Here is a 25826-nt window from a genome sequence, read left to right as displayed (position 1 = left end):
CGAACCGCGCCCCAGGGACGGAGCTCAGGGGAGCAGCTGGCTGCTCAATTCGGGAATGGCGACGGCGAGGCCGTTGGCGACGATCCTGGCGAACACCTTGGCGCCGGCCTCGCCGACATGGGTATAGTCGAACTTGGCGACGGTCCGGCCGCGCGGGCCGGTCTTGGGCAGCGTCGCAGAGGGCGGCGCTTCGGGCGCCGGGCGCGGGCGCAGCGTGGTGCCGGCCCTGGCCGCGGCCACTTCCTCGGCAAGCGGATCGGCCATCGCCAGCTTCATCGATTCGACCGCGCCGAGCTGCTCCACGGCCCTGGCGCTGTCGCGGTTGAGATCGACGAGCGGCACCTTGTTGTCGAGCGCGACCCTGCGGACGGCGTCGGCCCAGGCGGCCAGCGTGTTGTCCAGCCGGCCGCCCCGGAATTCGCGGCGCGACAGCGGCGTGACCAGCACCGGCACCGCGCCGGCGGCGCGCACGTCGAGCACCATCTGCCTGAGGTTCGACGGGAATTCGTCGTTCAGGTCGGTCCAGCGCTCGGCCTTGGTCGACTGGTCGTTATGCGCGAACTGGATGAGGACATATTTCCGCGCATAGCCCGCCGCCCGCGCCTCGTTCATCGCGATCCCCCACGAGCCTTCGGCGCGGTAGCTGCGGGTCGAGCGGCCGCCCCGGCCCAGGTTGAGGCACGCGACGTTCGACTTGACGTGATAGGCGCAGAACACGGACGCCCAGCCGCTGCCGGGCGCCATGGTGGAATCGCCGACCAGGATGATCTTGTAGGCGGTGATCGGCGGCGCATCGACACGCTTGTCCCGCTTCTCGAGCGGCGGCTGGGCCTCCCCGGCCTGGGCGAAGGCCGCCCCCGGCAGCGCCGCCAGCGCGGCCAGCGTGATTGCCGTCTTCAGCATGTTCCATCCTCCCGGTTGCGGCCTGCGATCCCCGATCAGGAGAAGGCGAGGCCGCCATTGATGTCCAGATTCACCCCGGTCAGGAACGACGCGTCGTTCGAGGCGAGGAAGACCACGGCCGAGGCCACTTCGTCCGGATGCCCTTCGCGGCGCAGCGGCGTGTTGCCGGCCACCGCCTTGCGGCCCTCGGGCCTGGAGAAGATGTCGTGGAAGCTGGTGCCGATCAGCCCCGGGCACAGCGCATTGACGCGGATGCCCTGCGGACCCAGCTCCTTGGCCAGGCTGCGCGTGAAGGTCATCAGCGCACCCTTGGCAGTCGCGTAGATCGAAGCGCCCGGCCCGCCGCCGTCGCGGCCGGCGAGCGAGGAGAGGTTCACGATCGCGCTGCCCTCGCCCAGGTGCGGCAACACTGCCTTGGTGACGAGGAAGGCCGACTTAAGGTTCAGCTCCATGACCTGGTCGAAGAACGCCTCGTCCATGTCGGCCAGCGTCTTGCGGGCGACCATGCCGCCGGCGACGTTCACCAGCACGTCGACGCGCTGGCCGAATGCCGCGACGGTCTCCGCGACCAGCCTCGACACCTCTTCGGGCTTGGTCACATCGGCCTGTACCAGGATCGCGGTGCCGCCGGCCGCTTCGATCTCCGCCACGGTCGCCTGCGCGGCCTCGGCGTCGCTGCGATAATTGACCGCGACCCTGGCGCCTTCCGCCGCCAGCTGCAGCGAAACCGACTTGCCGATATCACGCCCGCCGCCGGTCACGATGGCGACCTTGTCCTTCAATTTCATGCTGGATCCTGCTTGGTCTGGAGAGTTGCGTCCGCGATGCGCGGCACGCCGCGCCCGAGGATCAGAATGGCGAGAAGCGCGAGCGGCACGATCGCCGCGGCCAGCGCGAAGATCGGCGCATAGCCTTGGGCAGTCATCACCGGCACCAGCCAGGTGGTGATCAGCGTGCCGGCCACCGCGGCGGTGCCGCTGATGCCGGCAAGGCTGCCGACCGCGCCACCGGCGAAATAGTCGCCCGGCATGGTCTGGATGTTGTTGATCGCCACCTGGAAGCCGAACAGGATCACTGCGATCAGCAGCACCGCCGCCAGCGGCGTCGATGCGCCGGCGGCAAGCAGCAGTGCCGGCAGCATGATCGCGCAGCCGATGGCGATGGCGAGCTTGCGCGCCGCCAGCGCGCTCCAGCCCCGGGCGATCAGCACGCCGGAGAACCAGCCGCCGAGGAGGCTGCCCAGCATCGCGCCGACGAACGGCACCCAGCCGAACATGCCGATCTGCTTCACGTCGAAGCCGAAGGTCTCGGCCAGGTAGATCGGCAGCCAGGAGACGAACAGCCACCAGACCGGATCGAGGAAGAAGCGCCCGAGCAGGATCGCCCAGCTCTGGCGGTAGCGCAGCAGCGCGAGCATGCCGGGCGCCGGCGCCGCGCTTTCCGGGGCGTCGGCCGCTGCGGGACGCGCGGCGATATGGGCGCGCTCCGCGTCGCTCAGCCAGGGATGGCGATCGGGATCGGCGCGATAGACGAACAGCCAGGGGATCAGCCAGACAAGGCCGAGCACGCCGACCAGCACGAAGGTCGCCCGCCAGCCGAACGCACCGTAGAGCGCGGCCACCGCCGGTGCGGCGATGATCGCGCCGATCGCGGCACCGGCATTGAAGATGCCCTGGGCGAAGGCACGCTCCTGCGGCGGGAACCACAAGGCATTGGCCTTGACCGCGCCCGGCCAATTGCCCGCCTCCGACACGCCGAGCGTGACGCGCAGGCAGAGCAGCGCCCCCAGCGAGCGGACGAGTGCATGGGCACCGATCGACACCGACCAGACGGCGATCGCGACGACGAAGCCGATCCGCGTCCCGATCCGGTCGAGCAGCTTGCCGAACAGCGACTGGCCAAAGGCATAGGCGACCATGAACATGGTCACGAGCAGCGCATAGTCCGCCTTGTCCGCGCCGATGTCCTTCGACACTGCCGGCCACATCACGGCGAGCGCGTTGCGATCGATATAGTTGATCACCGTGACCAGCCCGATCAGGCCGATGACGAGCCAGCGCAGGCCCTTGACCCTGGCCACGGCTCAGTTCCCCTTGCCCGTGTCGAACCGGGAGAAATGGCCCTTCCAGTCGAGCTTCCTGCCGTCGACCGTCGCCGAGTGCGCTGCGCCGGCATCGGCCGAGAAGGCGATGGCGAGCGTGATGCCGCGGCCGTCGGCGAGCCTGATCGTGATCACGTCCGCGTCGCCGGTGCGGACATGGGTGAAGCTCTTCACGCGGCTGTTGCTCGCGGTCGTCTTCTCTTCTCCCGCGTCGTAGTTGCCGTGCGGCTCGAGCAGGTTGACGAACTGGGCGCTGGCGGCCCCGGTCACCCGCTCGATCAGCAGCGGCTCGCGACGCAGGTTGAACCTGGGATCGTTCGCCCCGCTCTCGCCCAGGATAACGCTGGCGCCGGCCGGCGCGAGCATGCGGTAGGTGTAGAAGCGATTGTCGTTGATCCAGGTGATCGCGCCATTGTCCGCGCCCGGCGTGCCGGTCGCGTCGACCCAGATGTGCTGATAGCCATTCGCCTTGCCCAGCACCGGCCGCTCCGCGGCATTCGACTGGAGCGGGAAGCCGATCGCAGTGATCTGGCCGGCATAATGGAGCGGCAGGTCATAGGTGGCGGGCTTGTCGCCGGTCACGTCGAGCAGGTCGACGATCATCGGGCTCTCGATGCCGTCCACCGGCAGCTGGACCAGCGTGCGGCGATAGCGCACCCCGGGATAGGCGCCGGTCATCTCGGCGGTGCTCACGGTGGCCTGGGGCGTACTTGCCCAGAACAGCTGCTTCGGCGCGAGCGTGTCGCCCAGCTTCCACTTGCCGCCGAAATTGCTGGTCTCGTTCACCACCAGCGTGTTGTGGGCGACGGTCTGCTTCGCCCAGCTTTCGTTTTCCTTGAGGTAGCGCCCGCCGTCCTTGCTCTCGACGTTGAGGAAGCGTGCCGCGCCATAATCGGTCACGATGGCATGGCCGTTGTCGTAGAGGATCCAGTTCAGCTTGTCGAAATGGCCATGGCCCATGCCCATCGCCGCATTCTTGGCGACGAGCACCTGGTCGGTGTCGGCCGGCCCCGAGCGCATGATGGCGAGACCGCCCATGTCGCCCCCGGGCCCGTCGCTGAGGAACTGCGAGGCGAAGGGGAAAGGCTGGGCCTTCCCCGCCGCCAGGTCGCGCGCCACCATCAGGCCGTCGGGCGTCAGCACGGTGCGGCCCTGCCATTTGGCGATCGAGAGCAGCGCCGGGTCCCGGGTCGCTTCATAGCCGATCGCCACCGATTGATAGAGCTCGTCGGTCTTCAGGCTCTTGTCCGGCATCGCGTCGTTGAACGGGAAGAAATAGCCGCCATGGGTCGTCTGGATCGAAGTCCGGATCGCCTTCAGCAACACCCCGTCGCGGTGCTGGAAGATCTTCAATTCGGGCTGGTTCGCCGCGATGAAGCGCGCGAACAGCACGAAGGGCAGCATCGCGTAGCGCTGGTAATAGGGCCCTTCGACATAATAGCCGTCGGGCGAGAAGAGCTGGTCGATCTGCGCCAGGAAGCCGAACTTGCCGTCGCGCTTCAGGCCCTTCAGCGCCACCGCGACGAAATCCTGGTCGCGCAGCGTATAGCCGATCATGCCCACCGCGGCGCAGGCCCAGGTGGCATGGTTGTGGATCTGGTCGAACTCCTCGGCCTGGCCGGCCGACAGGAAGCGCGCCATCGGGCGGAATAGCTTGTCGTCGATCGTCGCGCGATCGGCCGCGCTCAGCGTATCCCGGATCGCGTCATAGCCCTGCACGGCATAGACCGCCCACACCGCGTCGTTGAGGCTCTGCCAGAACAGCCGGCCCGGGCGCTGGTCGCTCGCCGCCGGATGGTTGCCGAGCGTCGGGTAGAGCCTGGCATATTCGAGCAGTTCCGCCCTGGCGAAATCGGCATAGCGCTGCTCGCCGGTGATGCGGAAGAGGAGCCCCGCGCCATAGATGGCGGTGTAGTTCCGCTTGTGCTGCTCATGCGTGTAGCCGCCGCCCGGATCCTTGGGCACCGGCACGACCATGCCGGCCTTGATCGCCTTGTCGACTTCGCGGCGAACGCGCTTCAGCTCGGCGGCGAACAGCGGATAGGCCGTGGCCTCCGTCGCGGTCGCCGCCATCTCGGAAGCGCGAAACAGCGTGGGCTGCGCACCCGGCGCGGTCTGGGCAATGGCGGGCGTGCCGAGCAGATAGGTGCCGGCGAGAAGAAACGCGAAACGAGTCATCAATGGTTTCCCGGAAGCGGCGAGGCCGCGGGCTTGGCGTACCAGGAGACACCCGTCTCCTCGCGTGCGATGGGCTTGAGCGTGCGATCGGCACCCGTCTTCGCCAGCGCCGGATCGGTCGGATAGAGCAGGCCGTTGGCGGCGCGCGCGAGCGTCACCTGGCGGCGGTCCATCGCGATGGGCAGGGCGGCCGGGCCGGTCGCGGACAGGACGTTGCCGGCAAAGCCGATCCCCGCAATGTCCGCCCTGGCGACGAAGGGATCGCCGCGCCTGGCATTGACGAAGAGATTGTCCAGGAACCGGGTCGAGATCGGCGGCAGCGACAGCTCCTCGCTCGCGCCATTGCCCAGCGTCACCGTCGCCGCGTCGATCACGCTGTTGCGCGCGACCAGCGCATCCTCGACCCGGGCATAGCGGTTGAGCGGCGAATTGGGCACGCCGTTCATCAGCGAGATCGCGCTGTACGGCCCTTCGCCGGCCAACCCCTCCAGATAGTTGTTCCGCACAATCTGGTGGCGGTTGATCACGCGGATGCCGCCGGTGCGCTTCACGCCGTTGCCGAAGAAGACATTGTCCTCGATGCGGTTGCCATGCCCATGGCGCATCACGAACGCGCCCTGGCTCTCGACCACGGTGTTGCGCCGGACGATGTTCGCGCCCGACTTGATCGAGACGATCTCGGCCTCGCCGTCGCAGCGCTCGAAATAATTGTCCTCGACCACCGTGAACGAATCGCTCTGCGATTCCTGGCTGGTGCCGATGCGGATGGTCTCGCCGCCATTCTCGCCGAGCGGCGGACGCGGGCCGAAATAATTGTGATCGATGCGGTGATGGTTATCGAGCGGCGCGTTCGCCGCGCGCACCACGACGAGCATCGCCCCGCCATGCGCCTTACCGGCGAAGTGCGAATGATCGACTCGGTTGTTCCGCCCATGGAGCGCCACCCAGTGATCGGTCCGGGCCGCGTCGGGCGGGCCATAGCCGTCGACCACCACGCCGGTCAGCCGCGAATTCTCCGCCCAGCGCTTCGCCCCGTCGCGAAAGGCGATCAGTTCCTCGTCGCCGCCATGGCCGCCCTTGAAGACGAGGCTCGACACGACAAGCCAGGTGCCCGCCATGCGCAAGCTCGATCGACCGGTGAGGATCACCTTGCCCGGCGTCTCCGCCGTCAGCGTGATCGGCTTGTCCGCCTGGCCCATGCCCGAGAGGCGCACCGCGAAATCGCGCCATTCGCCATCGGCGAGCACGATGCGGTCGCCCGGCGCCAGCATCTTCGCCGCGGCGGCATATTCCTGCTGATCATGGACGAGCATGTCCCGCGCGGCCGCCGGAAGGGCGGAAAGCGCAACCATGATCATCGACAGCGCCCAGGGTCGCAACGGATCCTCCCCACCGGCTCTGATGGCCGATGTGAGTGGACTACCAGTCGGGATCGTTATGCGCAAGCCAATTTGAATACCAATTTACTGGACCAGAAATGGCATAGTGGTTCTATACCATGATGGTCAGCCCCGAACGTGCCCGGCGAAGAGCGGCGCCAGCGTCACCGCGCCGGCACCGAGCAGGATCGCGGCCACCGCCGGTTCCAGTTCGTCGGCGAGCCAGAAATAGGCCGCCGCGCCCGCCGCCGCGGCAAGGGCCAGCCCCGCCAGCAACGATGCCGCGCGCAGCAGCGGACCGGCGCGGCGCGGCCAGCCGTCGACGATCCGGCGAACCCGATCCAGCGTCGCGGCCGAGAAGCCCGCAGCCTCGGCACGCATGGCCTCGCCGGCATCGATCGCCGCGCCTTCGAGCCGGTACAGGATGGCGAAGCGGCGAAGCGCCTCCAGCCGTGGGTTGGCCAGGCCGGATACCCGGCGCGAGCCGAACAGCATCGCCCCCAGCCGTTCGATCCGGTGCGGCGCGCGCAACGAGGCGCGGCCGTCCGCCTGGGAAAGCTGGAGCGTGCGCAATTCGAGCGCACTCAGCACGGCCTCGGCCGGCACGGCGCCGGCCATGCCTTCCAGCAGCGCGGCGCGGCTATCGAGATATGCCATTGCAAATTCTCCTGTTCGACGAGCCGCTATCTAGGTGCGGTGCGGGCGCGGGATTAGTCGCGCGCGCGGCATCGCAAGGTTTCCGCAAATGCAACGATCCCCAGACGGAGCGACGCCGCGCCGCCCGCAAGCGCCCGCGACGGCCAGTCGGTCCGGAAGCGGGACAAAAGAACTTGATACCTTATATCATCGCGATTACCGCGGCGCAGCAAGTTTCATGGTTCGGGAAGATTCGTCGATGTTGCGTCCGCTGCTGCTTGGTTCCGCCGCCCTGCTCGCCCTGCCCGCCTATGCCCAGAGCGACATGGGCGGCACGGTGGCCGCGGCGCCGGCGAGCGACACCGGCAGCTCCGCGACGGCCCCGCAGGATCATGACCAGCCGGGCGCCCAGATCGTCGTCACCGGCACCCGCGCCCGCAACACCGCCGATGTGCTGGGCGGCACCACTGTCCTGGCCAAGGACGAACTCACCCGCGACCTGCGCCCGACGATCGGCGAGACCCTGGCCCAGCAGCCCGGCGTCTCGGCCTCGTCGTTCGGCCCCAATGCCTCGCGCCCGGTGCTGCGCGGCTTCATCGGCGCCCGCGCGCCGCTGCTTACCGACGGCATCGGCAGCATCGACGTGTCGAACACCTCGGCCGATCACGCGCCGATCATCAACCCGCTCACCGCCGACCGCATCGAAGTGCTGCGCGGGCCGACCGCGCTGATCTTCGGCCCCTCGGCGATCGGCGGCGTGGTCAACGTCATCGACAGCCGCATTCCGCGCCACATGCCCCAGGAAGCGATCCATTTCGACGGAATCGCCAGCTATGGCAGCGCCGCGGACGAGCGCTCGGTCTCGGGCGCGGCGGACGTGCCGGTGACGCGCAAGATCGTGCTCCACGCCGATGGCAGCTTCTCGCAGACCGGCGACCAGCGCACCGGCGGCTATGTCCTGTCGCCCGCGCTCCGCGCCCAGGCCGCGGCGAGCGCCGATCCCGCGATCCAGGACCTGGCCGACCTCAAGGGCAAGGTGCCCAACACCGCCGCCAAGACCTGGGACGTGGCCGGCGGCGCCGCGATCATCGACGGCAACAACAATCTCGGCTTCTCGGTGAGCCATTTCGACACTTTCTACGGCGTGCCGATCCGCTACTCGCTCGATCCGTCGATCGAGGCCGAGCAGGTGCGCCTCCATGCGCAGCAGACCCGCGTCGACATCCGTGGCGAAGTCGACACCGGCGGCGGCATCTTCAAGCAGATCCGCACGCGCCTGGCCGCGGCCGACTATAAGCATTCGGAGATCGCGGAGGACGGCGCCGTCGGCACCACCTTCTACAATCAGGGCTATGAGGGCCGGCTAGAACTGGTCCAGGCCGCGCGCGGCGGCTGGGAAGGCATGATCGGCGGCCAGTTCTCGCTGCGCGACATGCATGTGGTCGGCGACGAGAAGTTCCTGCCCAAGAATTCGGCGCAGCAATTCGGCCTGTTCACGCTCCAGTCGCTCGACATGGGCCCGTTCAAGGCGGAGGCGGCGGCGCGCTTCGAGCACAATAATCTGAGCGCCCAGGCCGATGCCGATATCGGCAACCCGGCCTATAAGCGCAGCTTCGACAGCTTCTCCGCCTCGCTCGGCGCCAGCTATGCGGTGGCCCAGGGCATGCGCTTCGGCATCAACGTCTCGCGCGCCGAGCGGGCACCGACCCCGGAGGAGCTGTTCGCCAACGGTCCGCACGCCGGCACCCAGGCTTTCGAGATCGGCAATCCGAACTTCGGCACCGAGAAGAGCTGGGGCGTCGAGGCGACCTTCAAGGGCTCGGGCGACGGCTTCGCCTTCTCGACCGCGGCCTATTACAACTGGTTCACCGGCTATATCTACGACACGCCGACCGGCGCGACGCGGGACGACCTGCCGGTGTTCCAGTATAATCAGGCGAATGCCCGCTATTACGGCTTCGAGGCCGAGGGCTCGTTCCGCCTCGCGACGGTGAAGGACTTCACGATCAACGCCACCGCGCTGGCCGACTATGTCCATGCCGAGATCGTCGGCACCGGCCCGGCGCCGCGCATTCCGCCGCTGCGCATCAATGGCGGGCTCGAGGCGACCTCGGATCGCTTCACGCTTCGCGGCGAAGTGGAGCATGTGTTCGACCAGACGCGCATCTCGGCCTTCGAGACGCCGACCGATGGCTTTACCTTCGTCAACGCTTCGATCTCGTGGAAACCCTGGGGCGCCGGCTCGAACACCAGCCTGCAGCTCTCCGCGAACAACATCTTCGACGTCGAGGCGCGCCGTGCCGCCAGCGTGCTGAAGGACTATGCGCCCCTGCCCGGCCGCGACATCCGCGTGACCGCGCGCATCCAGATCTAGAGCCAATCGACATTCAGGCCAAGGGAGTGGTTTGGCAGGCCGGAACACTCCGAACCAACCTTCTTCGTCACCCTGAACTTGTTTCAGGGTCCAACGTGCCGCCAGCGGTATCGCTGGTGGAGAATTGGATGCTGAAACGAGTTCAGCATGACGGAGTGGAGAGGGGGAGGATTGGTTGAATGTCGATACGCCTTGGCCCCTCCCCACCTGATCGCCGCCATCCCCGCCTTCGCGGGAATGACGGAATTGAAGTTGGGCCGGATCATTGCATCGCGCCTCTCGTTACGCGATCCAATGCCGATGCATCCCGCCCCCGAAGCCCCGCCCGCTTCCCGCCGCCTGCCCTGGCCGGTCCTCGCCGCGGCGGGCCTCGCGCTGTTCCTCCTGGCGCTGCTCTGGTTCGGGCACGAACTGGTCGAGGGCGACGGCGCGGCCATGGACCGTGCGATCATGCTGGCAATGCGGACGGACGGACATCCGATCGGCCCAGCCTGGCTGCCCTCGGCGGTCCGCGACGTGACCGCGCTGGGCAGCACCACGGTGCTGAGCTTCCTCGTGCTGGTCGGCGCGATCTTCCTCTGGCTCGCCGGCCGGCTGCGCACCGCGCTCCTCCTCGTCGGCGCGACCGCGCTCGGCTCGCTCACCGTGGAGACGATCAAGGCACTGGTCAGCCGTTCGCGGCCCGACCTGGTCGGGCGGCTGATGGAGGAAACCTCGAAGAGCTTCCCCAGCGGCCATGCCGCGCTGAGCGCGATCGTCTACCTCACGCTCGCCACCCTGCTCTTCCCGGTATTGCCCGATCGCCGCATCCGCGCCTTCGTGCTCGTCGTCGCGCTGGTCCTCACCCTGTCGGTGGGGATCAGCCGGGTCTATCTGGGCGTGCACTGGCCGAGCGACGTCGCCGCCGGCTGGGCGTTCGGCGGCGTCTGGGCGATGCTGTGGTGGCGGATCGAGCTGGCGCTGCTCCGGCGCCCTCAGCCCTGACGCTCGGCCAGCTTGCGCTCCCACGCGAGCGCATCCTTGACGATGCCTTCGAGATCGTCGTGCCGCGGCCGCCAGGGCAGCGCCGCCAGGATCGCGCCATTGTCCGCGATCAGCGCATCGGGATCGCCCGCGCGGCGCCCTTCCAGCCTGCGCTCGATCGTTACATTGGTAACCCGGTCGACCGCGTCGAGCACCTGGAGCACCGAGAAGCCGCGGCCATAGCCGGCGTTGAGGATGTGGCTCTCGCCCGGTCGCGCGATCAGCAGGTCGAGCGCATCGACATGCGCGGCGGCCAGGTCGCTGACATGGATATAGTCGCGCACGCCGGTGCCGTCGGGCGTATCGAAATCGGTGCCGAAGACCGAGACATGGCCGCGCTTGCCCGTAGCCGCCTCGACCGCGACCTTGATCAGATGCGTCGCCCCCGCGGTCGACTGGCCGGAGCGGCCCTGCGGATCGGCACCGGCAACGTTGAAATAGCGCAGCGCCGCATAGTTGATCGGATGCGCCGCGGCGACATCGCCCAGCATGATCTCGGTCATCAGCTTGGACATGCCATAGGGGTTGATCGGCCGCTTCGGGCTGTCCTCGCGCACCGGCACGACCTCGGGGATGCCATAGGTCGCGGCGGTGGAGGAGAAGATGAAGTGCCTCACTCCTTCGGCCACCGCGCTTTCGATCAGCGCGCGGCTGGCCGCGGTGTTGTTGCGATAATATTTGAGCGGATCCGTCACGCTCTCGGGCACCACCACGGAACCGGCGAAATGCATGATCGCGATCACGCCATGCGCGCGGATCGCGGCGCGGACCGCCGCATCGTCCTCGATGCCGGCCACCACCAGCGCGGCACGCGGATCGACCGCCCAGTCGAAGCCGGTGACGAGATTGTCGACCACCACGACCTTCCAGCCGGCATCGAGCAGCGCCAGCACGGCATGGCTGCCGATATAGCCTGCCCCACCCGTCACCAGCACCGTGCCTTCGCGCATCTTCGACCTCATCCCTTTGCTCGGGCCTCGCTCAATCCTATCTTTGCGCCGATAGCAAGGAGTTCACGATGACCATCGAGACCGCAACGCTGGCCGGGGGCTGTTTCTGGTGCACCGAGGCCGTGTTCAACGACGTGATCGGCGTGCAGTCGGTCGAAAGCGGCTATATCGGGGGGACCAGGGAGAACCCGACCTACAAGCAAGTCTGCTCGGGCGAGACCGGCCATGCCGAGGCGATCCGGATAGGCTTCGATACCGACCAGATCAGCTATGGCGAGATTCTCGACATCTTCCTGGCGACGCACGACCCGACCCAGCTCAACCGCCAGGGCAACGATATCGGCACCCAGTATCGCTCGGCGATCTTCCCGCATTCGGCCGAGCAGGAACGCGAGGCGCTGGACGCGATCGACCGGGCCCGTCCCGACTGGCCCGAGCCGATCGTCACCGCGATCGAGCCGCTCGGCCAATGGTGGCCGGCCGAGGACTATCACCAGGAATATTGGCAGGGCGACGGCCAGCGGAACCCCTATTGCCTGGCCGTGATCCCGCCCAAGCTGCGCAAGCTCCGCAAGAGCTTCGCCGCCCGGAGCAAGGAAGGCGCGACGGCCTGACCCGAACGATCCTCCCCCGGTTTCGCCCGGGGGAGGATTTCCCGAATCACTCCGCCGGCAGCGCTTCGCCTTCGATCGGCGGACGCTTGCCCGCCTCGGCGCCGAGCGCCTTGTAGACGAAGCCGCCGAGCAGCCCGCCCGCGATCGGCGCGATCCAGAACCAGACGAGCTGCTGCAGCGCGATGCCGCCCTCGAGCAGGGCCGGGCCGGTCGAGCGCGCCGGGTTGACCGAAGTGTTGGTGACGGGAATCGAGATCAGGTGGATCAGCGTCAGCGCCAGCCCGATCGCGATCGGCGCGAAGCCGGCCGGGGCGCGGCTGTCGGTCGATCCCATGATCACCATCAGGAACATGAAGGTCAGCACGACTTCGATCGCCATGCCCGATTCGAACGAGAAATGGCCGGGCGAATGCGCGCCGAAGCCGTTGGACGCCAGACCGCCGGCAAAGCCCGGCCCGCCGCTCGCGATGTACCAGAGCAGCCCGGCGCCGATCACCGCGCCGATCACCTGTGCGATCACGTAGAGCGGGATGTCCTTGGCCGGGAAGCGGCCGCCGGCCCACAGGCCGAAGGTGACGGCCGGATTGAGATGGCAGCCCGAGATATGGCCGATCGAATAGGCCATGGTGAGCACGGTGAGGCCGAAGGCCAGGCTGACGCCCGCCAGCCCGATACCGACATCGGGGAACGCAGCGGCAAGCACGGCACTGCCGCATCCGCCGAAAACGAGCCAGAACGTGCCGATCAGTTCGGCGAGCCCGCGTTGCACATTGCTCATGATATTGCCCTCCTGCTGTTTCCGGTCTCTCTCCCAACCCCCCAGACCTGCGCAGATTTGTAGGTCTTCCGCGCGGCGAATGCAAAGCGATGCGGATCGCGGTTGCGGCACGGCGGCGGCTGTGGTGAGGGAAAGGCGATGACGCTTCCCGATCGCAGCTTCGCCGCCTTCCTGTTCGACATGGACGGCACGCTCGTGAACAGCCTGGCCGTGGTCGACCGGGTGTGGCGCGCCTGGGCGGCCCGGCACGGCATCGCGGCCGATCCGCTGATGGCAGCCCTGCACGGCGTCCGCGCGATCGAGACGATCCGCCGCTTCGCGCCCGCCGGAGTGGATGCCGAAGCGGAGACGGAGGCGCTCACCCAGGCCGAGATCGACGATGTCGACGGCCTGGCGGAGATCGCCGGGGCCGCGGCATTCCTCTCCCGCCTGCCCGCGGATCGCTGGGCGCTGGTCACCTCGGCGCCGCGCGCGCTGGCGCTGCGCCGGCTGGCGGCGGCGGGCGTGGCGCTGCCCGAGGTGGTGATCACCGCCGAGGACGTGGCGCACGGCAAGCCTGCCCCCGACTGCTTCCTCGCCGCCGCCGAGCGGCTCGGCGTCGCCATCGGCGATTGCCTGGTGTGGGAAGACAGCCCCGCCGGCATCGCCGCCGCCGACGCGGCCGGAGCCGCAGCGATCGTGATCACCGAGACGCATCACGGCGCGCTCGACACGGTGCATCCGATGCGGGCCGACTATCGGGGCCTCGACGTCGAGACCGATGCGCGGGGCTGGCTGCGGCTGGTCGCCGGCTAGGACGGGTCGACCTTCGGAAATCCTCCTCCGAGAGAGGAGGATCGATGCCGGACCTAGTGCGCGGCGCGGCGCAGCCGGTCGTTGATCGCGACGCCGATGCCCGACTCGGGGATCGGCGCCACGGCGATGGCTGGCGCGCCGCTCGCATCGGCGCGGTGCAGCGCGTCGAACAGGTTCGCAGCCGCTTCGGCAAGGTCGCCGCCGGCGGACAAGGTCTCGGCCCCGGTGATCGCGCCGAAGCCGATCAGATACTCGCCGTCCTTCGCCTCGGTCGCGTTCAGCCGCAGTGGCTTGGACGGCGCATAATGGCTGTCGAGCTGGCCCGGCGCGGTGATCCTGCCGTCCGGCACGGCGATCGCGAGGCCGAGATCCTCGGCGCCGAGCGGCCCCGGGCGCAGGATCCGCTCGCCCATCACGATCGTCGACTCCACGCCTGCCGGAGTCGCGCCGTCGTCGATCACCAGCGGGATCCGCCCCGCGAGGCTCCGGGCGACATGCTCGGCCCGGGTGGGGCTGATCGCGCCGCTGGCATTGGCCGAAGGCGCGGCCAGCGGCGTGCCGCTTGCCGCCAGCAAGGCCTGCATCGCCCGGTGGCGCGGCACCCGGATCGCGATCGTGTCGAGCCCGGCGGTGACCAGCGAGGCGATGCCGGCATCCGGGCGCACCGGCAGCACCAGGGTGAGCGGCCCCGGCCAGAAGCGCGCCGCGAGATCGCGCGCGCGATCGTCGAAGACCGCGATCCGCTCGGCGGTGGCAAGGTCCGGCACATGGACGATCAGCGGATTGAAGCTCGGCCGCCCCTTGGCGGCATAGATGCCGGCCACCGCGCGCGAATCGGTGGCGTCGGCGGCGAGCCCGTAGACGGTCTCGGTGGGTATCGCGACGCATTCGCCGGCGCGAATCAGCGCGGCCGCCTCGGCGATCGCGGCCATGCCGTAGGGTAAGATGCGCGGATTTGTCGGGCTCACGCCCCGCGAGCTATACGGCGCGAAACCAGACCACAAGAGAGGCCCCATGTTCACTCCCGCCACCGCCGACCAGCGCTTCGTGCTCGAGACCATCGTCCGCCTGGGCGAGATCAGCGAGGAGGCGGGGGAGATGACCGACGCGGTGCTGGAGGGCGCCGGTGCGTTCGCGGCGGGCGAATGGGCGCCGCTCGAGCGGGAGGGCGACACCAGCGGCCCGAAATGGACGCCGGAGGGCGTGAAGATGCCGGCCGGATTCGCGGATGCGTACCAGGCCTATGTCGAGGGCGGCTGGGGCACGATCGGCTCGCCTGTCGAGCATGGCGGCCAGGGCCTGCCGGTGAGCCTGTCGATCGCGGTGCTGGAGACGCTGGGTACGGCGAACATGGGCTTCGCGCTGGCGCCGATCCTCACCGTCGGCGCGGTGGAGGCGCTGATGCACCACGGCACGCCCGAGCAGCAGGCGGCCTATCTCCCCCACCTCTCGACCGGTGCCTGGACGGGCACGATGAACCTCACCGAGCCGCAGGCGGGCTCGGACGTCGGCGCGCTCAAGACCCGCGCCGAGCCGGCCGGGAACGGCAAGTGGAAGATCAAGGGCACCAAGATCTTCATCAGCTTCGGCGATCACGACATGGCCGAGAACATCGTCCATCTCGTCCTTGCCCGCACGCCGGGCGCGCCCGCCGGCACCCGGGGCATCTCGCTGTTCCTGGTGCCGAAATACCGGCTGGGCGAAGACGGCACGCCGGGCGAATTCAACGACGTCCGCACCGTCTCGATCGAGCACAAGATGGGGCTGCACGCCTCGCCCACCTGCGTGCTGAGCTTCGGCGACCATGACGATTGCATCGGCGAGCTGGTCGGCCCCGAGCTGGGCGGCATCCGGGCGATGTTCACGATGATGAACAATGCCCGGCTCAATGTCGGCCTGCAGGGCGTGCAGGTGGCCGAGCGCGCCACCCAGCGCGCCGTCGCCTATGCCCGCGAGCGCGTGCAGGGCTATCGCGGCGGCGAACAGGTCGCGATCGTCGAACATCCCGATGTCCGCCGCATGCTGCTGCGGATGAAGGCGCAGACCCAGGCGGCACGGGCCCTGGTCTATTACGCCTTCGGCCAGCTCGACCGGGCGCGGGCCGGCGATGCCGCAGCGGAGAGGCGCGTCGAGCTGCTGACTCCGCTCGCCAAGGCGCATGGCACCGATCTCGGCAACGAAGTCGCCAGCCTGGGCGTCCAGGTCCATGGCGGCATGGGCTATATCGAGGAGACGGGTGCCGCCCAGCATTTCCGCGACGCCCGCATCACGCCGATCTATGAAGGCACCAACGGCATCCAGGCCGCCGACCTGGTCGGGCGCAAGCTGTCGATGGACAATGGCGGGACGCTGCTCGGCTTGCTTGGCGAGATGCGCGAGGACGCCGAGGACATCGGCCTGCTCAACCTGATCGACGCGTGCGAGGACGTCGCCCGCAACCTGCTGGGAAGCGAGACGGATGACCGGTTGGCTGCCAGCTACCCGTTCCTGACGATGCTCTCGACGGCGGTATGCGGCTGGCTGATGGAAGCGAGCGGCCGCGCCGCCGCGCGCAGCGAGGGCGATCCCGCGTTCCTGAAGATGAAGCAGGCCGCCGCGCGCTTCTATGTCGCGCAGATCGTGCCCGAGGCGATGGGGCTCAAGCCGGCGGCCATGGCCAAGGCGGAAATGCTCTACGCGATCGATGCCGAGGGCTTCGCCGCGTAGAGCTTCCCCCTTTAGAGCGTGGGAGCATAGCGGAAGCCCGCGGACAACTCGCCGGATATTGGCGCCGAATTGGCTGGATTTACAATGCGATCCCGAACCAGCGCGCCAATGCCGCCTCGCCGGCGCGCGTGACTTCGAGCGCGCGCGTGCCCTGGCGGGGCCGCACCCAGCTGCGCGCGACGAAATGGCGGTAGAGCGCGGTGGCAGGCGCGCCGGCGAGATGCGGGCGGCGCTCGCTCCAGTCGAGGCAGGCGCGGCACGGCGCATCGAGTGCCGCCTCCGCGACGCCGAGCTCACCCAGCAGCGCCACGCCGGCGCCGGTGAGCGCCGCACCGTCGTGGCCGAGCACCAGCTGCCCGCGCTCCGCCATGCGCCCGGCGATCGCGACGGCGAGTTCGCCGGCGAGATGGTCGTAGCAGGTGCGCGCGCGGCGAAGGCCCGCGTCGCGCGGCCCGGTGACGGGGAGCGGGCGGCGCGACAGTTCCTCGGCGACGCTCATCACGCTCTCGACCATCTGCGCGACTCCGGACGAGGCGAGACGGAAATAGCGATGGCGGCCCTGCGCGGCAGGCGCGATCATTCCCGCCTCGGCAAGCCGGGCGAGATGCCCGCTCGCGGTCTGCGGAGTCACGCCGGCGAAGCGCGCCAGCTCGCCCGCGGTGAGCGCGCGACCATCCATCAGCGCGAACAGCATGTTGGCGCGCGCGGGATCGCCCATCAGCGCCGCGGTCTCGGCAAAGGCGGAAATGCGCTGCATGCGCGCATCATGCCCGTGCGGGCCGGGCAATGCTACGGCGCCGGCCGAAGCATCGTGCGCGCGCCGGACGGCAGAGGAACGGCGGAGGAGAAACCCGATGCTGACCTGCTTCATCCGCTACGAGATCGAGCCCTTCGGGGCGGAAGCCTTTGCCGAATATGCCCGCGCCTGGGGCCAGGCGATCCCGCGTTGCGGCGCCGACCTGATCGGCTATTTCGGTCCCGCCGAAGGCTCCGCGACGACGGCGTACGGCGTCTATGACATCGATTCGCTGGCCGCCTACGAGGCCTATCGCGCACGCCTGCGCGACGATCCGGCCGGCCGCGCCAATTATGATTTCGCCGCGCGCGAACGGTTCATCCGGCGCGAGGACAGGATCTTCCTCCGCCGCGTATCCGCGCCGCACGCGCCGCTGGTGCGGCCGTGATCGCCGTGCTGTTCGAAGCCTGGCCGGCGGAAGGCCAGGGCGATCGCTATCTCGCCCTCGCCGCCGCGCTCGGTTCGGAGCTGGCGGCGATCGACGGCTTTCTGGGGATCGAGCGGTTCGAGAGCCTTGCCGAACCGGGCAAGCTGCTGTCGCTTTCCTGGTGGCGCGACGAAGCCGCGATCGCCGCCTGGCGCGGCTTCGGCCCGCATCGCGCGGCGCAGGCCGAAGGGCGTGCGGCGATCTTCCGCGACTATCGGATCAGAGTCGCGACGGTCGTGCGCGGCTATGGCATGCACGACCGCGCCGGTCAGTTGTAGCGGCTGCCGCCCGGATCGGCACGGAAGCCGTTGTCGCCGCCCGCGCACCGCGCGTCCTCGGGATGCTTCTTGCAGAGCTTGCGCAGTTCCTTGCCCTCGCGCGCTTCCTGCTCGCGCATCTTGCGGCCATAGTTGCGATCGGCCTCGTCCTGGCTGGTGGTCGCCCAGTCGGCCGCCTTCGCGCCCGCCTTCACCGGCAAGGTGGCCACATCGACCACGGTCTTGGCGATGCAGCCGCCGCTGAACAGCGGCAGCATCGCGCAGATCGGAACCAGAAGCTTGCGCATAGAAATCCTCATCCCCCCGTCCGCGCGTGCGACCCCGCCGCCGCATCCCGCGCCTCGACACCGACATGCGGGAAATCGGTGAAGAAACCGTCCACGCCCAGCCCGATGAAGTACAGGATCTCGTCCTTCAGTCGACCATGGTCGACCGGATTTGCGCCGGAACGGTAGTCCGGCAGGAGGAAGAAGTTCTCCGCCCGGAACGTCCAGGGATGGAGCCTGAGCCCCGCCGCATGCGCATCGGCGACCAGCGTGGTGGCCGGGCCGGAGGCGGGCTGGATCATCGTCAGCTCCGGGCCGATGCCATAGGCATAGGCGGCCACCGCCTTCAGCCCGTCCGGCGTGGCCATCGCCTTGTAGCTGGGCTGCGCGCCGTCCGCCGGGCCGCCGCTCCCCGCCATCAGCTGGATCAGCCGTACCCGCGTCATCGTCTTGAGCTTCTTGAGATTGTCGACTTCGAACGACTGGATGAAGACCGGCGCGTCGGCACGATCCCAGCCCGCCGCCTTCAGCTTGTCGACCAGCCGCTGCTCGAGCGGCAGGCCGATCGAGGCGAAATAGGTCGGGTGCTTCGTCTCGGGATAGATGCCGATCGTCCGCCCCGTCTCCTTCGACGCGCGCTTCGCCAGGGCGATCACGTCGTCGAGCGTCGGAATCCCGGCCTGGCCGTCATATTTGGTGTTGCCCGGGCGAAGCTTGGGCAGCCGCTCCTTGGCGCGCAGCGTCTTCAGCTCGGCGAGCGTGAAATCCTCGGTGAACCAGCCGGTGAGCTTCTCGCCGTCGATCGTCTTGGTCGTCCTGCGCGCGGCGAACTCGGGATGGTCCGCCACGTCGGTCGTGTCGGCGATGTTGTTCTCGTGCCGGGCGACGAGCACGCCGTCCTTGGTCGGCACCAGATCGGGCTCGATGAAATCGGCCCCCTGCTCGATCGCGCGCTGATAGGAAAGCAGCGTGTGTTCGGGGCGCTCGCCCGAGGCGCCGCGATGCGCGATGACGATGACCTTGTCGGTTTTCCCATGCATCGCATGATCCTGCCCCAACGCGGCGCCCGGCACCATCAGCATCAGCGCCGCAATCAACGATCTCGTCACGAAACTCTCCCTTCGCTACGAAATCGGCCTAGGCTGCGGATGTGACGGTTGCGAGGCGATATGGCGGATAACGACAGCGTGCTCGCGGCGGCCCGCGCCTGGAAGGGCGAGCGGCTGGCGCTCGCCACGGTCGTCTCGACCTGGGGATCGGCGCCCCGGCCGGCCGGGAGCCATATGCTGGTCCACCAGGACGGCCGGTTCGAAGGCTCGGTCTCGGGCGGCTGCGTGGAGGCCGACATCCTCCAGACCGCCGCCGAGGTGATCGCCGGCGCGCCCGCGATGGTGAAGCATTATGGCGTTGCCGATCCGGCCGCGTGGGAAGTGGGCCTGCCCTGTGGCGGCGAGATCTCGGTGCTGGTCCAGCCGGTTTCGGCGCAGGGCTTCCCGCCGGAACTGTTCGACGCGATCGACGCGGCCCGGGCACGAGGCGCGCCGTTCGATATCGGCACCGACCTCGCCACCGGCCGGTCGGCGCAGGGCGCCGGCGGGTTCCGCAACCGCTACGATCCGCCACGCCGGCTGCTGATCGTCGGAGCCGTGCAGATCGCCCAGTCGCTGGCCGGCCTGGCGCGCGCGATCGGCATCCGCGCCCATGTCATCGATCCGCGCGGGAGATTTTTGACGCCCGAGCGTTTTCCCGGAGTGATGCTCGACGATCGCTGGCCAGACGAAGCCGTGACAGCCCTGCGCCCCGATCCGGCGACGGCGGTGGTGACGCTCAGCCACGATCCCAAGATCGACGACGCGGCGCTGGTCGCGGCCCTGCGTTTCCCGACCGGCTATGTCGCCGCGCTGGGTTCGCGCCGGAGCCATGCAGCGCGCCGGGAACGGCTGGCCGCCGCCGGGATCGCGCCGGCCGATCTCGATCGCATCCAGGGACCGGCCGGCCTTGCCATCGGCGCGATCGGCCCCGCCGAGATCGCCCTTTCCATCGCCGCAGCCATGGTGAAGACCTTCCATGATCACGCCTGAACAGACCGCCCTGATCCTGCTGGCCGCCGGCCGCTCGCGCCGCTTCAACGACGGCGACAAGCTTGCCGAGACATTCCTGGACAAGCCGCTCGCCTATCATGTGGTGACGGCGCTGGAGCGCATTCCCTTCCGGGCGCGGATCGCCGTCGTGTCCGCCACCACGCTCGATTTCGCCGCCCTGGGCTATGACGTGGTCGAGAACCCCGATCCCGCGCTCGGCCAGGCGCGCTCGCTCGGCTTCGGCGTGGCGCGGGCACGGGAACTGGGCTGCGAGGCGGTGCTCGTGGCGCTTGCCGACATGCCGCGGGTCACCGCCGCGCATGTCCACCGGCTGATGGACGCCGCCGACGGCGCGGCGACCATCGTCGCCTCTTCGGACGGCGTGCAGCCCATGCCGCCGGCCCTGTTCGGCAAGGACATGTTCCCCATGCTGATGCAGCTTGAGGGCGATCACGGTGCGCGCGACCTGATCCGGCGCGGCCATCACGTCATCGCCCCGCCTGCCGAACTGGTCGACATCGACACGCAGGAAGACCTGCGCGCCCTGCGCGAGCGCTACGGGCTGCGTACCGATGGCCTGCCCGGGCAGCCGCCCGCGCCCGTCACTCGTGACGAAGCGCGTCGATCGGATTGAGGCTGGCCGCGCGGCGTGCCGGGAAATAGCCGAACACCACGCCGATGATCGCCGAGATCGCAAAGGCGATCACGTTGATCTGCACGTCGAACAGAAAGGGCAGCGAGCCCAGCCACGACATCAGCGCCACCGCGAACTGCGCGATCAGCAGCCCGATGACGCCGCCCAGCATCGACAGCACCACCGCCTCGACCAGGAACTGCATCAGCACTTCGCTCGCCACCGCGCCGATGGCCAGGCGGATGCCGATCTCGCGCGTCCGCTCGGTCACCGACACCAGCATGATGTTCATGATGCCGATGCCGCCGACGATGAGGCTGATCATCGCCACCGCGGCGACGATCTGGGTGAGCAGCGTGGTGGTGCCGGTCAATGCCTGGCTGATCTGGGCGGTGTCGAAGATGTTGAAGTCGACATCCTTGCCGCCGGTGATGTTGCGGCGCTCGCGCAGCAGGTCGGTGATCGACGCCTGGACCTGGGCGCTGTCATAATCGGGATCGGTGCCGACCAGCATCAGCCGCACGTCGGGATTGCCGGTGAAGCGGCGCTGCACCTGCTTGATCGGCATGATGACCACATCGTCCTGGTCGCCGCCGAACCCGGCCTGGCCGCGCGTCTGGAGCACGCCGATCACGTCGCACGAGATGCCGTTGACCCGGATCCGGTCGCCAACGGCGCTGCCGCCGCGGAACAGGTTGGTCCGGATCGTGGTGCCGATGATGCACACCGCCTTGCCCGCCTGCTCCTCCGGTCGCGTCCAGTAGCGGCCCTCGATCAGCGGCCAGGGCTGGACCTGGAAATAGGCGTTGGTGGTGCCGTTGACCGTCGTCGACCAGTTGGCGCCGTTGTAGATCACCGTCGCGGTGGTCTGCGCCTGGGGCGCGACCGCAGTGACGCCGGCGACCTGGTCGCGGATCGCGGTGACGTCGTCCGCCTTGAAATCGGGCGGGCGCGGGCCGCCGCCGCCGCGGCCGAAGCCCTGGCCCGGACGGATCTGGAGGATGTTGGTGCCGAGCGCCGAGATCTGCTGCTGCACCGCCGCCGTGGTCGCCTTGCCGAGCGTCACCATGGTGACGACCGCGGCGACGCCGATGATGATGCCGAGCGTCGTCAGGAACGAGCGCAGCTTGTGGCGCAGGATCGACCGGATCGCGAGGATGAAGGTGGTGCCGAACATCAGTGCCCCACCGCCTCGCCCTGGCGATGCTTGTCCTCGATCCGCTCGACCAGCCCGTCCTTGAAATGGACGATGGTATGCGCGAACGCCGCCATGTCGGGCTCGTGCGTGACCATCAGCACGGTGATGCCGCTCGTCCTGTTGAGATCGGTGAGCAGTTCCATGATCTCCACCGACCGCTCCGAATCGAGGTTGCCGGTGGGCTCGTCGGCCAGCAGCACGGCGGGGCTGGTGACGATCGCCCTGGCGATGGCGACGCGCTGCTGCTGGCCGCCCGAGAGCTCGGCGGGGGTATGATCCCACCATTCCTTGAGCCCGACCTTGTCGAGCGCCGCCATCGCCGTCTCGCGGCGCTGCTGCTTGGCGTCGCCGCGATAGAGCAGCGGCAGCTCCACATTCTCGAGCGCGCTGGTGCGGGCGAGCAGGTTGAAGCCCTGGAAGACGAAGCCGAGATATTTGCGCCGCAGCAACGCGCGCTGGTCTCGCTCCAGCTTCTCGACATGCACGCCCTTGAACCGGAACTCGCCACTGGAAGGCACGTCGAGGCAGCCCAGGATGTTCATCGTCGTCGACTTGCCCGAGCCCGACGGCCCCATCACCGCGACGAAGTCGCCGGCCTGGATGTCGAGGTCGATGCCCTTCAGCGCCTGGAACTGCGTCGCCCCTTCGCCATAGCTCTTGGTGACGCCGCGCAGGCGGATCAGCGGTGCCTCACTGTCCGCCACGCTGGCCTCCGGCACCGCCGCCGCCCTGGCGCCGCTGCCCGCCGGAGCGGCGCTGTCCCGAGCTGCCGTCGGCGAGCTGGCCGGTGATGACCTTGTCGCCCGGTTTCAGATTGCCGCCGGTGATCTCGGTCACGGTGCCGTCGGTGCTGCCCGTCGTGACCGGCACCTCCTGCGGCTTGCCGTCGGCGCCGAGGATATAGACGCTCCGCTCGCCGGCACGGTCGCCGGTCGCCGTCTTCTGCTGCCCACCGCCACCGCCGCCGCCGCGCCGCGGGCGGCTGGGGACCAGCGCGCCGGCGATGCCGCCCTTCGCGCTGCCGCCGCTCGCGCCCTGGGCAGCGGCGGCCGGCGTGAAGCGCAGCGCCGCATTGGGCACGAGCAGCACGTTCTGGCGCGACATCGTCACGATGTCGGCAGTCGCGGTCATGCCGGGGCGCAGCTGCTGGTTCGCATTGGAGACCGACAGATCGGCGGCATAGGAAACCACCTGGTTCGCGGTGGTGCTCGAAGTCGAGGACGAGGACGAGGAACTGGCATCCTGCACCGACAGGTTGGAGCCCACCTCGACGCGGGTGATCTTCGCCGGGAAGGTCTTGCCCGGGAAGGCGTCGACGGTGAAGGTCGCGTCCTGCCCCTCGCGCACCTGGCCCACATCGGCCTCGTCGATCGCCACTTCCAGCTTCATCTGCGACAGGTCCTGCGCGATCACGAACAGCGTCGGCGTGTTGAACGAGGCGGCGACCGTCTGGCCGGGATCGATCTGGCGCGCCAGGATCACGCCGGTCACGGGCGAGCGGATGATCGCCCGCGTGCGCTGGATCTGAGCCGAGGACAGCTGGGCGCGGGCCGAAGTCACATTGGCATTGGCCGCGTTCAGATTGGCCAGCGCGCGATTGCGGTCGCCGACGGCGCCGTCCATCTCCGTCTTCGCGGGCACCTTGCCGCCCGAGAGCCGGCTGACTTCCTGGAAGCGCGCCAGCGTGGCGTTGCTCTGCTCCAGCGTCGCCCGCGCCTGGCCCACGGCCGCGATGTTCGCCGCGAGCGTCGCTGCGGCCTGCTTCACCTGATCGTCGATCTGCGACGGATCGATCAGCGCCAGCGGCTGGCCGGCCGTCACCCTGTCGTTGACGTCGGCCAGCACCTTCACGACCTGCCCCGACAGCTGCGAGCCCACGGTCACCTGGTTGGTCGGCGCCAGCTTGCCGGTGGCGGAGACGGTGACGGTCAGGTTGCCGCGCGCGACATCGTCGGTGGCGTATTTGACTTCGTTGCTGCCGCCGAAGAAGTGCCAGAGCAGCAGCGCCGCCAGCAGGACGCCGATGCCGATCAGGCCCCATTTGAGCCAGCGCCGCCACCAGGGACGCGGGGGCGTGCCCAGAAAGGCGTCGAGATTCTGGTTGGGATCAGTTGCCATTCGCGGTGCCGCCTGTGGTGGGAACGGTGGGGGTGACGCTCGGATCCCAGCCGCCGCCCAGCGCCTGGTAGAGCTGGATCAGCGCCGTCGCCGCGTCCGAGCGCGCCGAGACGACGCCGTTGCGCGCGGAGATCAGCGCGGACTCGGCCTGGTTGAGCGTCGTGAAATCGGTGAGGCCCGAACGATATTGCATGCGCGCCAGCAGCGCCTGGTTGCTCGACGCTTCCAGCGCGATCGCGAATTCCTGCCGGCGGCGCTGCGCCGTCTGCAGCGCGACGATCGCATTCTCGACATCCTCGAGACTGGTCAGCACGGTCGATTTATAGGCGAGGAACGCGCCGTCCGCGGCCGCTTCGGACGAACGGACCTGGCTGGCGCGGCGGCCACCGTCGAAGAGCGTCTGGGCGATGTTGGCGAAGAGGCGGCCGGTGATCACGTCGAAGATCGAGGAGAGCGCGGTGCTGCCCGCATCGATGCTGCCGCCGATCGACAGCTGGGGATAGAGTTGCGCGGCGGCGACGCCGATGTTCGCGGTGGCGGCGGCGAGGTTGCGCTCGGCGGCCCGCACGTCCGGCCGCTGGCGCAGCGTGTCGGCGGGAATGCCGGCGGCGACGCTCGCGGGGCCGGTGGGGATCGGCTTCACCGCCTCCATCTCGGCCTTGAGCGCGCCCGGCGCCTGGCCCGTCAGCACGCCCAGGCGCGAGACATAGCCGTTATAGCTCGCCTCGAGCGTCGGGATCGACGCGGCAAGCTGCGCCCGGCTCGCCCGCGCCTGTTCCTGGTCGAGCGAGGAGACCAGGCCCGCCTGCAGGCGCCAGCCGGCGATCTGGAGATTGTCGTCCGCGATCCCCAGGCTGTCGCGCGCATTGGCGATCTGCGCCTGGGCCACCCGCGCCAGGACATAGTTGCGCGCCGTCTCGGCCTCCGCGGAGATCAGCACGGTCGCGAGGTCATAGCCGCTCGCCGCATAGGACGCCCGCGCGCCCTCGACGCCGCGGCGCACCCCGCCGAACAGGTCGACCTGATAGTTCGCATCGGCGCCGAGCGAGAAGCTGGTCGCACCGCCCTGGGAGAAGCTCGTCACCGTGCCGTCGGGCAGCGTCGTGGTGCTGGAGCCGCCGCGCAGCGGCTCGCTGCGCGACACGCCGCCGGAGACGCTGAGGCTCGGAACCAGGTTCGCGCGCTGCTGGACCAGCGACTCCCGCGCCTGGCGGAGCCGGGTCACGGCCTGGGCCACGTCGAGATTCGCCGCCTGGGCACGCTGCACCAGGCTGGCCAGCATCGGATCGTCGAACCGGGTCCACCATTGGCTCAGGTCTTCCCGCGCCTTCTCTTCGGTGGAAACGGACCAGCCATCCGGCACGCCCAGCTCGGATGCGGCGCGCGGATGATAGTCCGGGCCCACCGCGCAGGCGGACAGCGACAGGGCGAGCAGGATGCTCGGGGTCAGCGGACGATTGGCCATGGCACTCTAGATGTTTCCAAAGCCGTTTCGGTTCCAGAAGAATATTGTCGCAGTCTGTCGCCAACCATGCCGGATCATGCGCGGAAACATATTCTGCGCTTGGCGTGGCGCGCGGGCTTGGGCAGA

General features: G+C 69.0%; 25 protein-coding genes. 9 read left to right on the top strand and 16 right to left on the bottom strand.

Going from position 1 to position 25826, the window contains the following annotated elements; translation table 11 throughout:
* Positions 1–24: 24 nt before the first annotated feature.
* The 6 genes from CAP40_RS15955 to CAP40_RS15930 form a co-directional block, all read right to left on the bottom strand.
* On the bottom strand, positions 25–903 hold the full coding sequence (locus tag CAP40_RS15955; protein WP_086130546.1) for a rhamnogalacturonan acetylesterase: 879 nt from the start codon (positions 901–903) through the stop codon (positions 25–27).
* A gap of 35 nt (positions 904–938) precedes the next feature.
* On the bottom strand, positions 939–1691 hold the full coding sequence (locus CAP40_RS15950) for an SDR family NAD(P)-dependent oxidoreductase (RefSeq protein ID WP_086130545.1): 753 nt from the start codon (positions 1689–1691) through the stop codon (positions 939–941).
* Complete coding sequence (locus tag CAP40_RS15945) at positions 1688–2983, bottom strand: MFS transporter (RefSeq protein WP_086130544.1); 1296 nt, start codon at positions 2981–2983, stop codon at positions 1688–1690. The genes CAP40_RS15950 and CAP40_RS15945 overlap by 4 nt, the downstream gene beginning before the upstream one ends.
* Before the next feature lie 3 nt (positions 2984–2986).
* Positions 2987–5182 (bottom strand): alginate lyase family protein, encoded by a 2196-nt coding sequence (locus CAP40_RS15940; protein WP_086130543.1) that lies wholly within the window; start codon positions 5180–5182, stop codon positions 2987–2989.
* Positions 5182–6561, bottom strand: a complete 1380-nt coding sequence (locus CAP40_RS15935; RefSeq protein WP_144034395.1) for a polysaccharide lyase 6 family protein — start codon at positions 6559–6561, stop codon at positions 5182–5184. The genes CAP40_RS15940 and CAP40_RS15935 overlap by 1 nt, the downstream gene beginning before the upstream one ends.
* 126 nt (positions 6562–6687) lie before the next feature.
* Positions 6688–7218: a hypothetical protein gene (locus CAP40_RS15930; protein ID WP_086130541.1), complete on the bottom strand. Its 531-nt coding sequence runs from the start codon at positions 7216–7218 to the stop codon at positions 6688–6690.
* A gap of 238 nt (positions 7219–7456) precedes the next feature.
* On the opposite strand from CAP40_RS15930, the gene CAP40_RS15925 reads away from it, so the two are divergent.
* Positions 7457–9571: a TonB-dependent receptor gene (locus tag CAP40_RS15925; protein ID WP_086130540.1), complete on the top strand. Its 2115-nt coding sequence runs from the start codon at positions 7457–7459 to the stop codon at positions 9569–9571.
* Between the two features lie 300 nt (positions 9572–9871).
* Positions 9872–10555 carry a phosphatase PAP2 family protein gene (locus CAP40_RS15920; protein ID WP_179188272.1) on the top strand — a complete coding sequence of 228 codons (684 nt, stop codon included), beginning with the start codon at positions 9872–9874 and terminating at the stop codon, positions 10553–10555.
* Here CAP40_RS15920 and galE read toward each other — a convergent pair.
* Positions 10546–11544, bottom strand: a complete 999-nt coding sequence (gene galE / locus CAP40_RS15915) for a UDP-glucose 4-epimerase GalE (protein ID WP_086130793.1) — start codon at positions 11542–11544, stop codon at positions 10546–10548. The two genes, CAP40_RS15920 and galE, sit on opposite strands and share 10 nt — an antisense overlap.
* 68 nt (positions 11545–11612) lie before the next feature.
* On the opposite strand from galE, the gene msrA reads away from it, so the two are divergent.
* Positions 11613–12158, top strand: a complete 546-nt coding sequence (gene msrA / locus CAP40_RS15910) for a peptide-methionine (S)-S-oxide reductase MsrA (RefSeq protein ID WP_086130538.1) — start codon at positions 11613–11615, stop codon at positions 12156–12158.
* A gap of 46 nt (positions 12159–12204) precedes the next feature.
* On the opposite strand, the gene aqpZ is transcribed toward msrA, so the two are convergent.
* A complete protein-coding gene (gene aqpZ, locus CAP40_RS15905; RefSeq protein WP_086130537.1) occupies positions 12205–12936 on the bottom strand; it encodes an aquaporin Z in 732 nt (243 codons plus the stop codon).
* A gap of 138 nt (positions 12937–13074) precedes the next feature.
* Here aqpZ and CAP40_RS15900 point away from each other — a divergent pair, with 138 nt between their 5' ends.
* On the top strand, positions 13075–13731 hold the full coding sequence (locus tag CAP40_RS15900; RefSeq protein ID WP_086130536.1) for an HAD-IA family hydrolase: 657 nt from the start codon (positions 13075–13077) through the stop codon (positions 13729–13731).
* Positions 13732–13784: 53 nt separating this feature from the next.
* Here CAP40_RS15900 and CAP40_RS15895 read toward each other — a convergent pair whose 3' ends face one another.
* Positions 13785–14663, bottom strand: coding sequence for an L-threonylcarbamoyladenylate synthase (locus CAP40_RS15895; RefSeq protein ID WP_086130535.1), 879 nt, complete (start codon positions 14661–14663; stop codon positions 13785–13787).
* Positions 14664–14745: 82 nt separating this feature from the next.
* On the opposite strand from CAP40_RS15895, the gene CAP40_RS15890 reads away from it, so the two are divergent.
* Positions 14746–16437 (top strand): acyl-CoA dehydrogenase, encoded by a 1692-nt coding sequence (locus tag CAP40_RS15890; protein WP_086130534.1) that lies wholly within the window; start codon positions 14746–14748, stop codon positions 16435–16437.
* Positions 16438–16516: 79 nt separating this feature from the next.
* On the opposite strand, the gene CAP40_RS15885 is transcribed toward CAP40_RS15890, so the two are convergent.
* Positions 16517–17194, bottom strand: coding sequence for a helix-turn-helix transcriptional regulator (locus tag CAP40_RS15885; RefSeq protein ID WP_086130533.1), 678 nt, complete (start codon positions 17192–17194; stop codon positions 16517–16519).
* Positions 17195–17291: 97 nt separating this feature from the next.
* Here CAP40_RS15885 and CAP40_RS15880 point away from each other — a divergent pair, with 97 nt between their 5' ends.
* Complete coding sequence (locus CAP40_RS15880) at positions 17292–17621, top strand: NIPSNAP family protein (protein ID WP_086130532.1); 330 nt, start codon at positions 17292–17294, stop codon at positions 17619–17621.
* Positions 17618–17938 carry an antibiotic biosynthesis monooxygenase gene (locus CAP40_RS15875; RefSeq protein ID WP_086130531.1) on the top strand — a complete coding sequence of 107 codons (321 nt, stop codon included), beginning with the start codon at positions 17618–17620 and terminating at the stop codon, positions 17936–17938. The genes CAP40_RS15880 and CAP40_RS15875 overlap by 4 nt, the downstream gene beginning before the upstream one ends.
* Here the strand turns inward: CAP40_RS15875 and CAP40_RS15870 are convergent.
* Both CAP40_RS15870 and CAP40_RS15865 read right to left on the bottom strand, forming a co-directional pair.
* Positions 17929–18225, bottom strand: a complete 297-nt coding sequence (locus CAP40_RS15870) for a hypothetical protein (RefSeq protein WP_086130530.1) — start codon at positions 18223–18225, stop codon at positions 17929–17931. The genes CAP40_RS15875 and CAP40_RS15870 overlap by 10 nt on opposite strands.
* 8 nt (positions 18226–18233) lie before the next feature.
* Positions 18234–19280, bottom strand: coding sequence for a glycerophosphodiester phosphodiesterase (locus CAP40_RS15865; RefSeq protein ID WP_256924318.1), 1047 nt, complete (start codon positions 19278–19280; stop codon positions 18234–18236).
* A 93-nt stretch (positions 19281–19373) separates the two neighbouring features.
* On the opposite strand from CAP40_RS15865, the gene CAP40_RS15860 reads away from it, so the two are divergent.
* Both CAP40_RS15860 and CAP40_RS15855 read left to right on the top strand, forming a co-directional pair.
* Positions 19374–20285: an XdhC family protein gene (locus tag CAP40_RS15860; protein WP_086130529.1), complete on the top strand. Its 912-nt coding sequence runs from the start codon at positions 19374–19376 to the stop codon at positions 20283–20285.
* Positions 20272–20919 (top strand): NTP transferase domain-containing protein, encoded by a 648-nt coding sequence (locus CAP40_RS15855; protein ID WP_086130528.1) that lies wholly within the window; start codon positions 20272–20274, stop codon positions 20917–20919. Before CAP40_RS15860 ends, CAP40_RS15855 begins: the two co-directional genes overlap by 14 nt.
* On the opposite strand, the gene CAP40_RS15850 is transcribed toward CAP40_RS15855, so the two are convergent.
* The 4 genes from CAP40_RS15850 to CAP40_RS15835 are packed head-to-tail and all read right to left on the bottom strand — an operon-like array spanning position 20888 to position 25700.
* Positions 20888–22096 carry an ABC transporter permease gene (locus tag CAP40_RS15850; RefSeq protein WP_086130527.1) on the bottom strand — a complete coding sequence of 403 codons (1209 nt, stop codon included), beginning with the start codon at positions 22094–22096 and terminating at the stop codon, positions 20888–20890. The two genes, CAP40_RS15855 and CAP40_RS15850, sit on opposite strands and share 32 nt — an antisense overlap.
* Positions 22096–22821 carry an ABC transporter ATP-binding protein gene (locus CAP40_RS15845; RefSeq protein ID WP_086130791.1) on the bottom strand — a complete coding sequence of 242 codons (726 nt, stop codon included), beginning with the start codon at positions 22819–22821 and terminating at the stop codon, positions 22096–22098. Before CAP40_RS15845 ends, CAP40_RS15850 begins: the two co-directional genes overlap by 1 nt.
* A complete protein-coding gene (locus tag CAP40_RS15840) occupies positions 22808–24235 on the bottom strand; it encodes an efflux RND transporter periplasmic adaptor subunit (protein ID WP_086130526.1) in 1428 nt (475 codons plus the stop codon). Before CAP40_RS15840 ends, CAP40_RS15845 begins: the two co-directional genes overlap by 14 nt.
* Positions 24225–25700, bottom strand: a complete 1476-nt coding sequence (locus tag CAP40_RS15835) for an efflux transporter outer membrane subunit (RefSeq protein WP_086130525.1) — start codon at positions 25698–25700, stop codon at positions 24225–24227. Before CAP40_RS15835 ends, CAP40_RS15840 begins: the two co-directional genes overlap by 11 nt.
* Positions 25701–25826 lie beyond the last annotated feature (126 nt).

It is taken from the genome of Sphingomonas sp. IBVSS2 (assembly GCF_002127225.1).
Classification (GTDB): Bacteria; Pseudomonadota; Alphaproteobacteria; order Sphingomonadales; family Sphingomonadaceae; genus Sphingomonas.
This window is presented reverse-complemented; position numbering and strand designations above follow the sequence as displayed.

Coding starts and splice junctions, on each gene's coding strand:
- CAP40_RS15955 (WP_086130546.1), bottom strand. CDS start 903: ATGCTGAAGACGGCAATCACGCTGGCCGCGCTGGCGGCGCTGCCGGGG.
- CAP40_RS15950 (WP_086130545.1), bottom strand. CDS start 1,691: ATGAAATTGAAGGACAAGGTCGCCATCGTGACCGGCGGCGGGCGTGAT.
- CAP40_RS15940 (WP_086130543.1), bottom strand. CDS start 5,182: ATGACTCGTTTCGCGTTTCTTCTCGCCGGCACCTATCTGCTCGGCACG.
- CAP40_RS15930 (WP_086130541.1), bottom strand. CDS start 7,218: ATGGCATATCTCGATAGCCGCGCCGCGCTGCTGGAAGGCATGGCCGGC.
- CAP40_RS15925 (WP_086130540.1), top strand. CDS start 7,457: ATGTTGCGTCCGCTGCTGCTTGGTTCCGCCGCCCTGCTCGCCCTGCCC.
- CAP40_RS15920 (WP_179188272.1), top strand. CDS start 9,872: ATGCATCCCGCCCCCGAAGCCCCGCCCGCTTCCCGCCGCCTGCCCTGG.
- galE (WP_086130793.1), bottom strand. CDS start 11,544: ATGCGCGAAGGCACGGTGCTGGTGACGGGTGGGGCAGGCTATATCGGC.
- msrA (WP_086130538.1), top strand. CDS start 11,613: ATGACCATCGAGACCGCAACGCTGGCCGGGGGCTGTTTCTGGTGCACC.
- aqpZ (WP_086130537.1), bottom strand. CDS start 12,936: ATGAGCAATGTGCAACGCGGGCTCGCCGAACTGATCGGCACGTTCTGG.
- CAP40_RS15900 (WP_086130536.1), top strand. CDS start 13,075: ATGACGCTTCCCGATCGCAGCTTCGCCGCCTTCCTGTTCGACATGGAC.
- CAP40_RS15895 (WP_086130535.1), bottom strand. CDS start 14,663: ATGGCCGCGATCGCCGAGGCGGCCGCGCTGATTCGCGCCGGCGAATGC.
- CAP40_RS15890 (WP_086130534.1), top strand. CDS start 14,746: ATGTTCACTCCCGCCACCGCCGACCAGCGCTTCGTGCTCGAGACCATC.
- CAP40_RS15885 (WP_086130533.1), bottom strand. CDS start 17,194: ATGCAGCGCATTTCCGCCTTTGCCGAGACCGCGGCGCTGATGGGCGAT.
- CAP40_RS15880 (WP_086130532.1), top strand. CDS start 17,292: ATGCTGACCTGCTTCATCCGCTACGAGATCGAGCCCTTCGGGGCGGAA.
- CAP40_RS15870 (WP_086130530.1), bottom strand. CDS start 18,225: ATGCGCAAGCTTCTGGTTCCGATCTGCGCGATGCTGCCGCTGTTCAGC.
- CAP40_RS15865 (WP_256924318.1), bottom strand. CDS start 19,280: ATGGTGCCGGGCGCCGCGTTGGGGCAGGATCATGCGATGCATGGGAAA.
- CAP40_RS15860 (WP_086130529.1), top strand. CDS start 19,374: ATGGCGGATAACGACAGCGTGCTCGCGGCGGCCCGCGCCTGGAAGGGC.
- CAP40_RS15855 (WP_086130528.1), top strand. CDS start 20,272: ATGATCACGCCTGAACAGACCGCCCTGATCCTGCTGGCCGCCGGCCGC.
- CAP40_RS15850 (WP_086130527.1), bottom strand. CDS start 22,096: ATGTTCGGCACCACCTTCATCCTCGCGATCCGGTCGATCCTGCGCCAC.
- CAP40_RS15840 (WP_086130526.1), bottom strand. CDS start 24,235: ATGGCAACTGATCCCAACCAGAATCTCGACGCCTTTCTGGGCACGCCC.
- CAP40_RS15835 (WP_086130525.1), bottom strand. CDS start 25,700: ATGGCCAATCGTCCGCTGACCCCGAGCATCCTGCTCGCCCTGTCGCTG.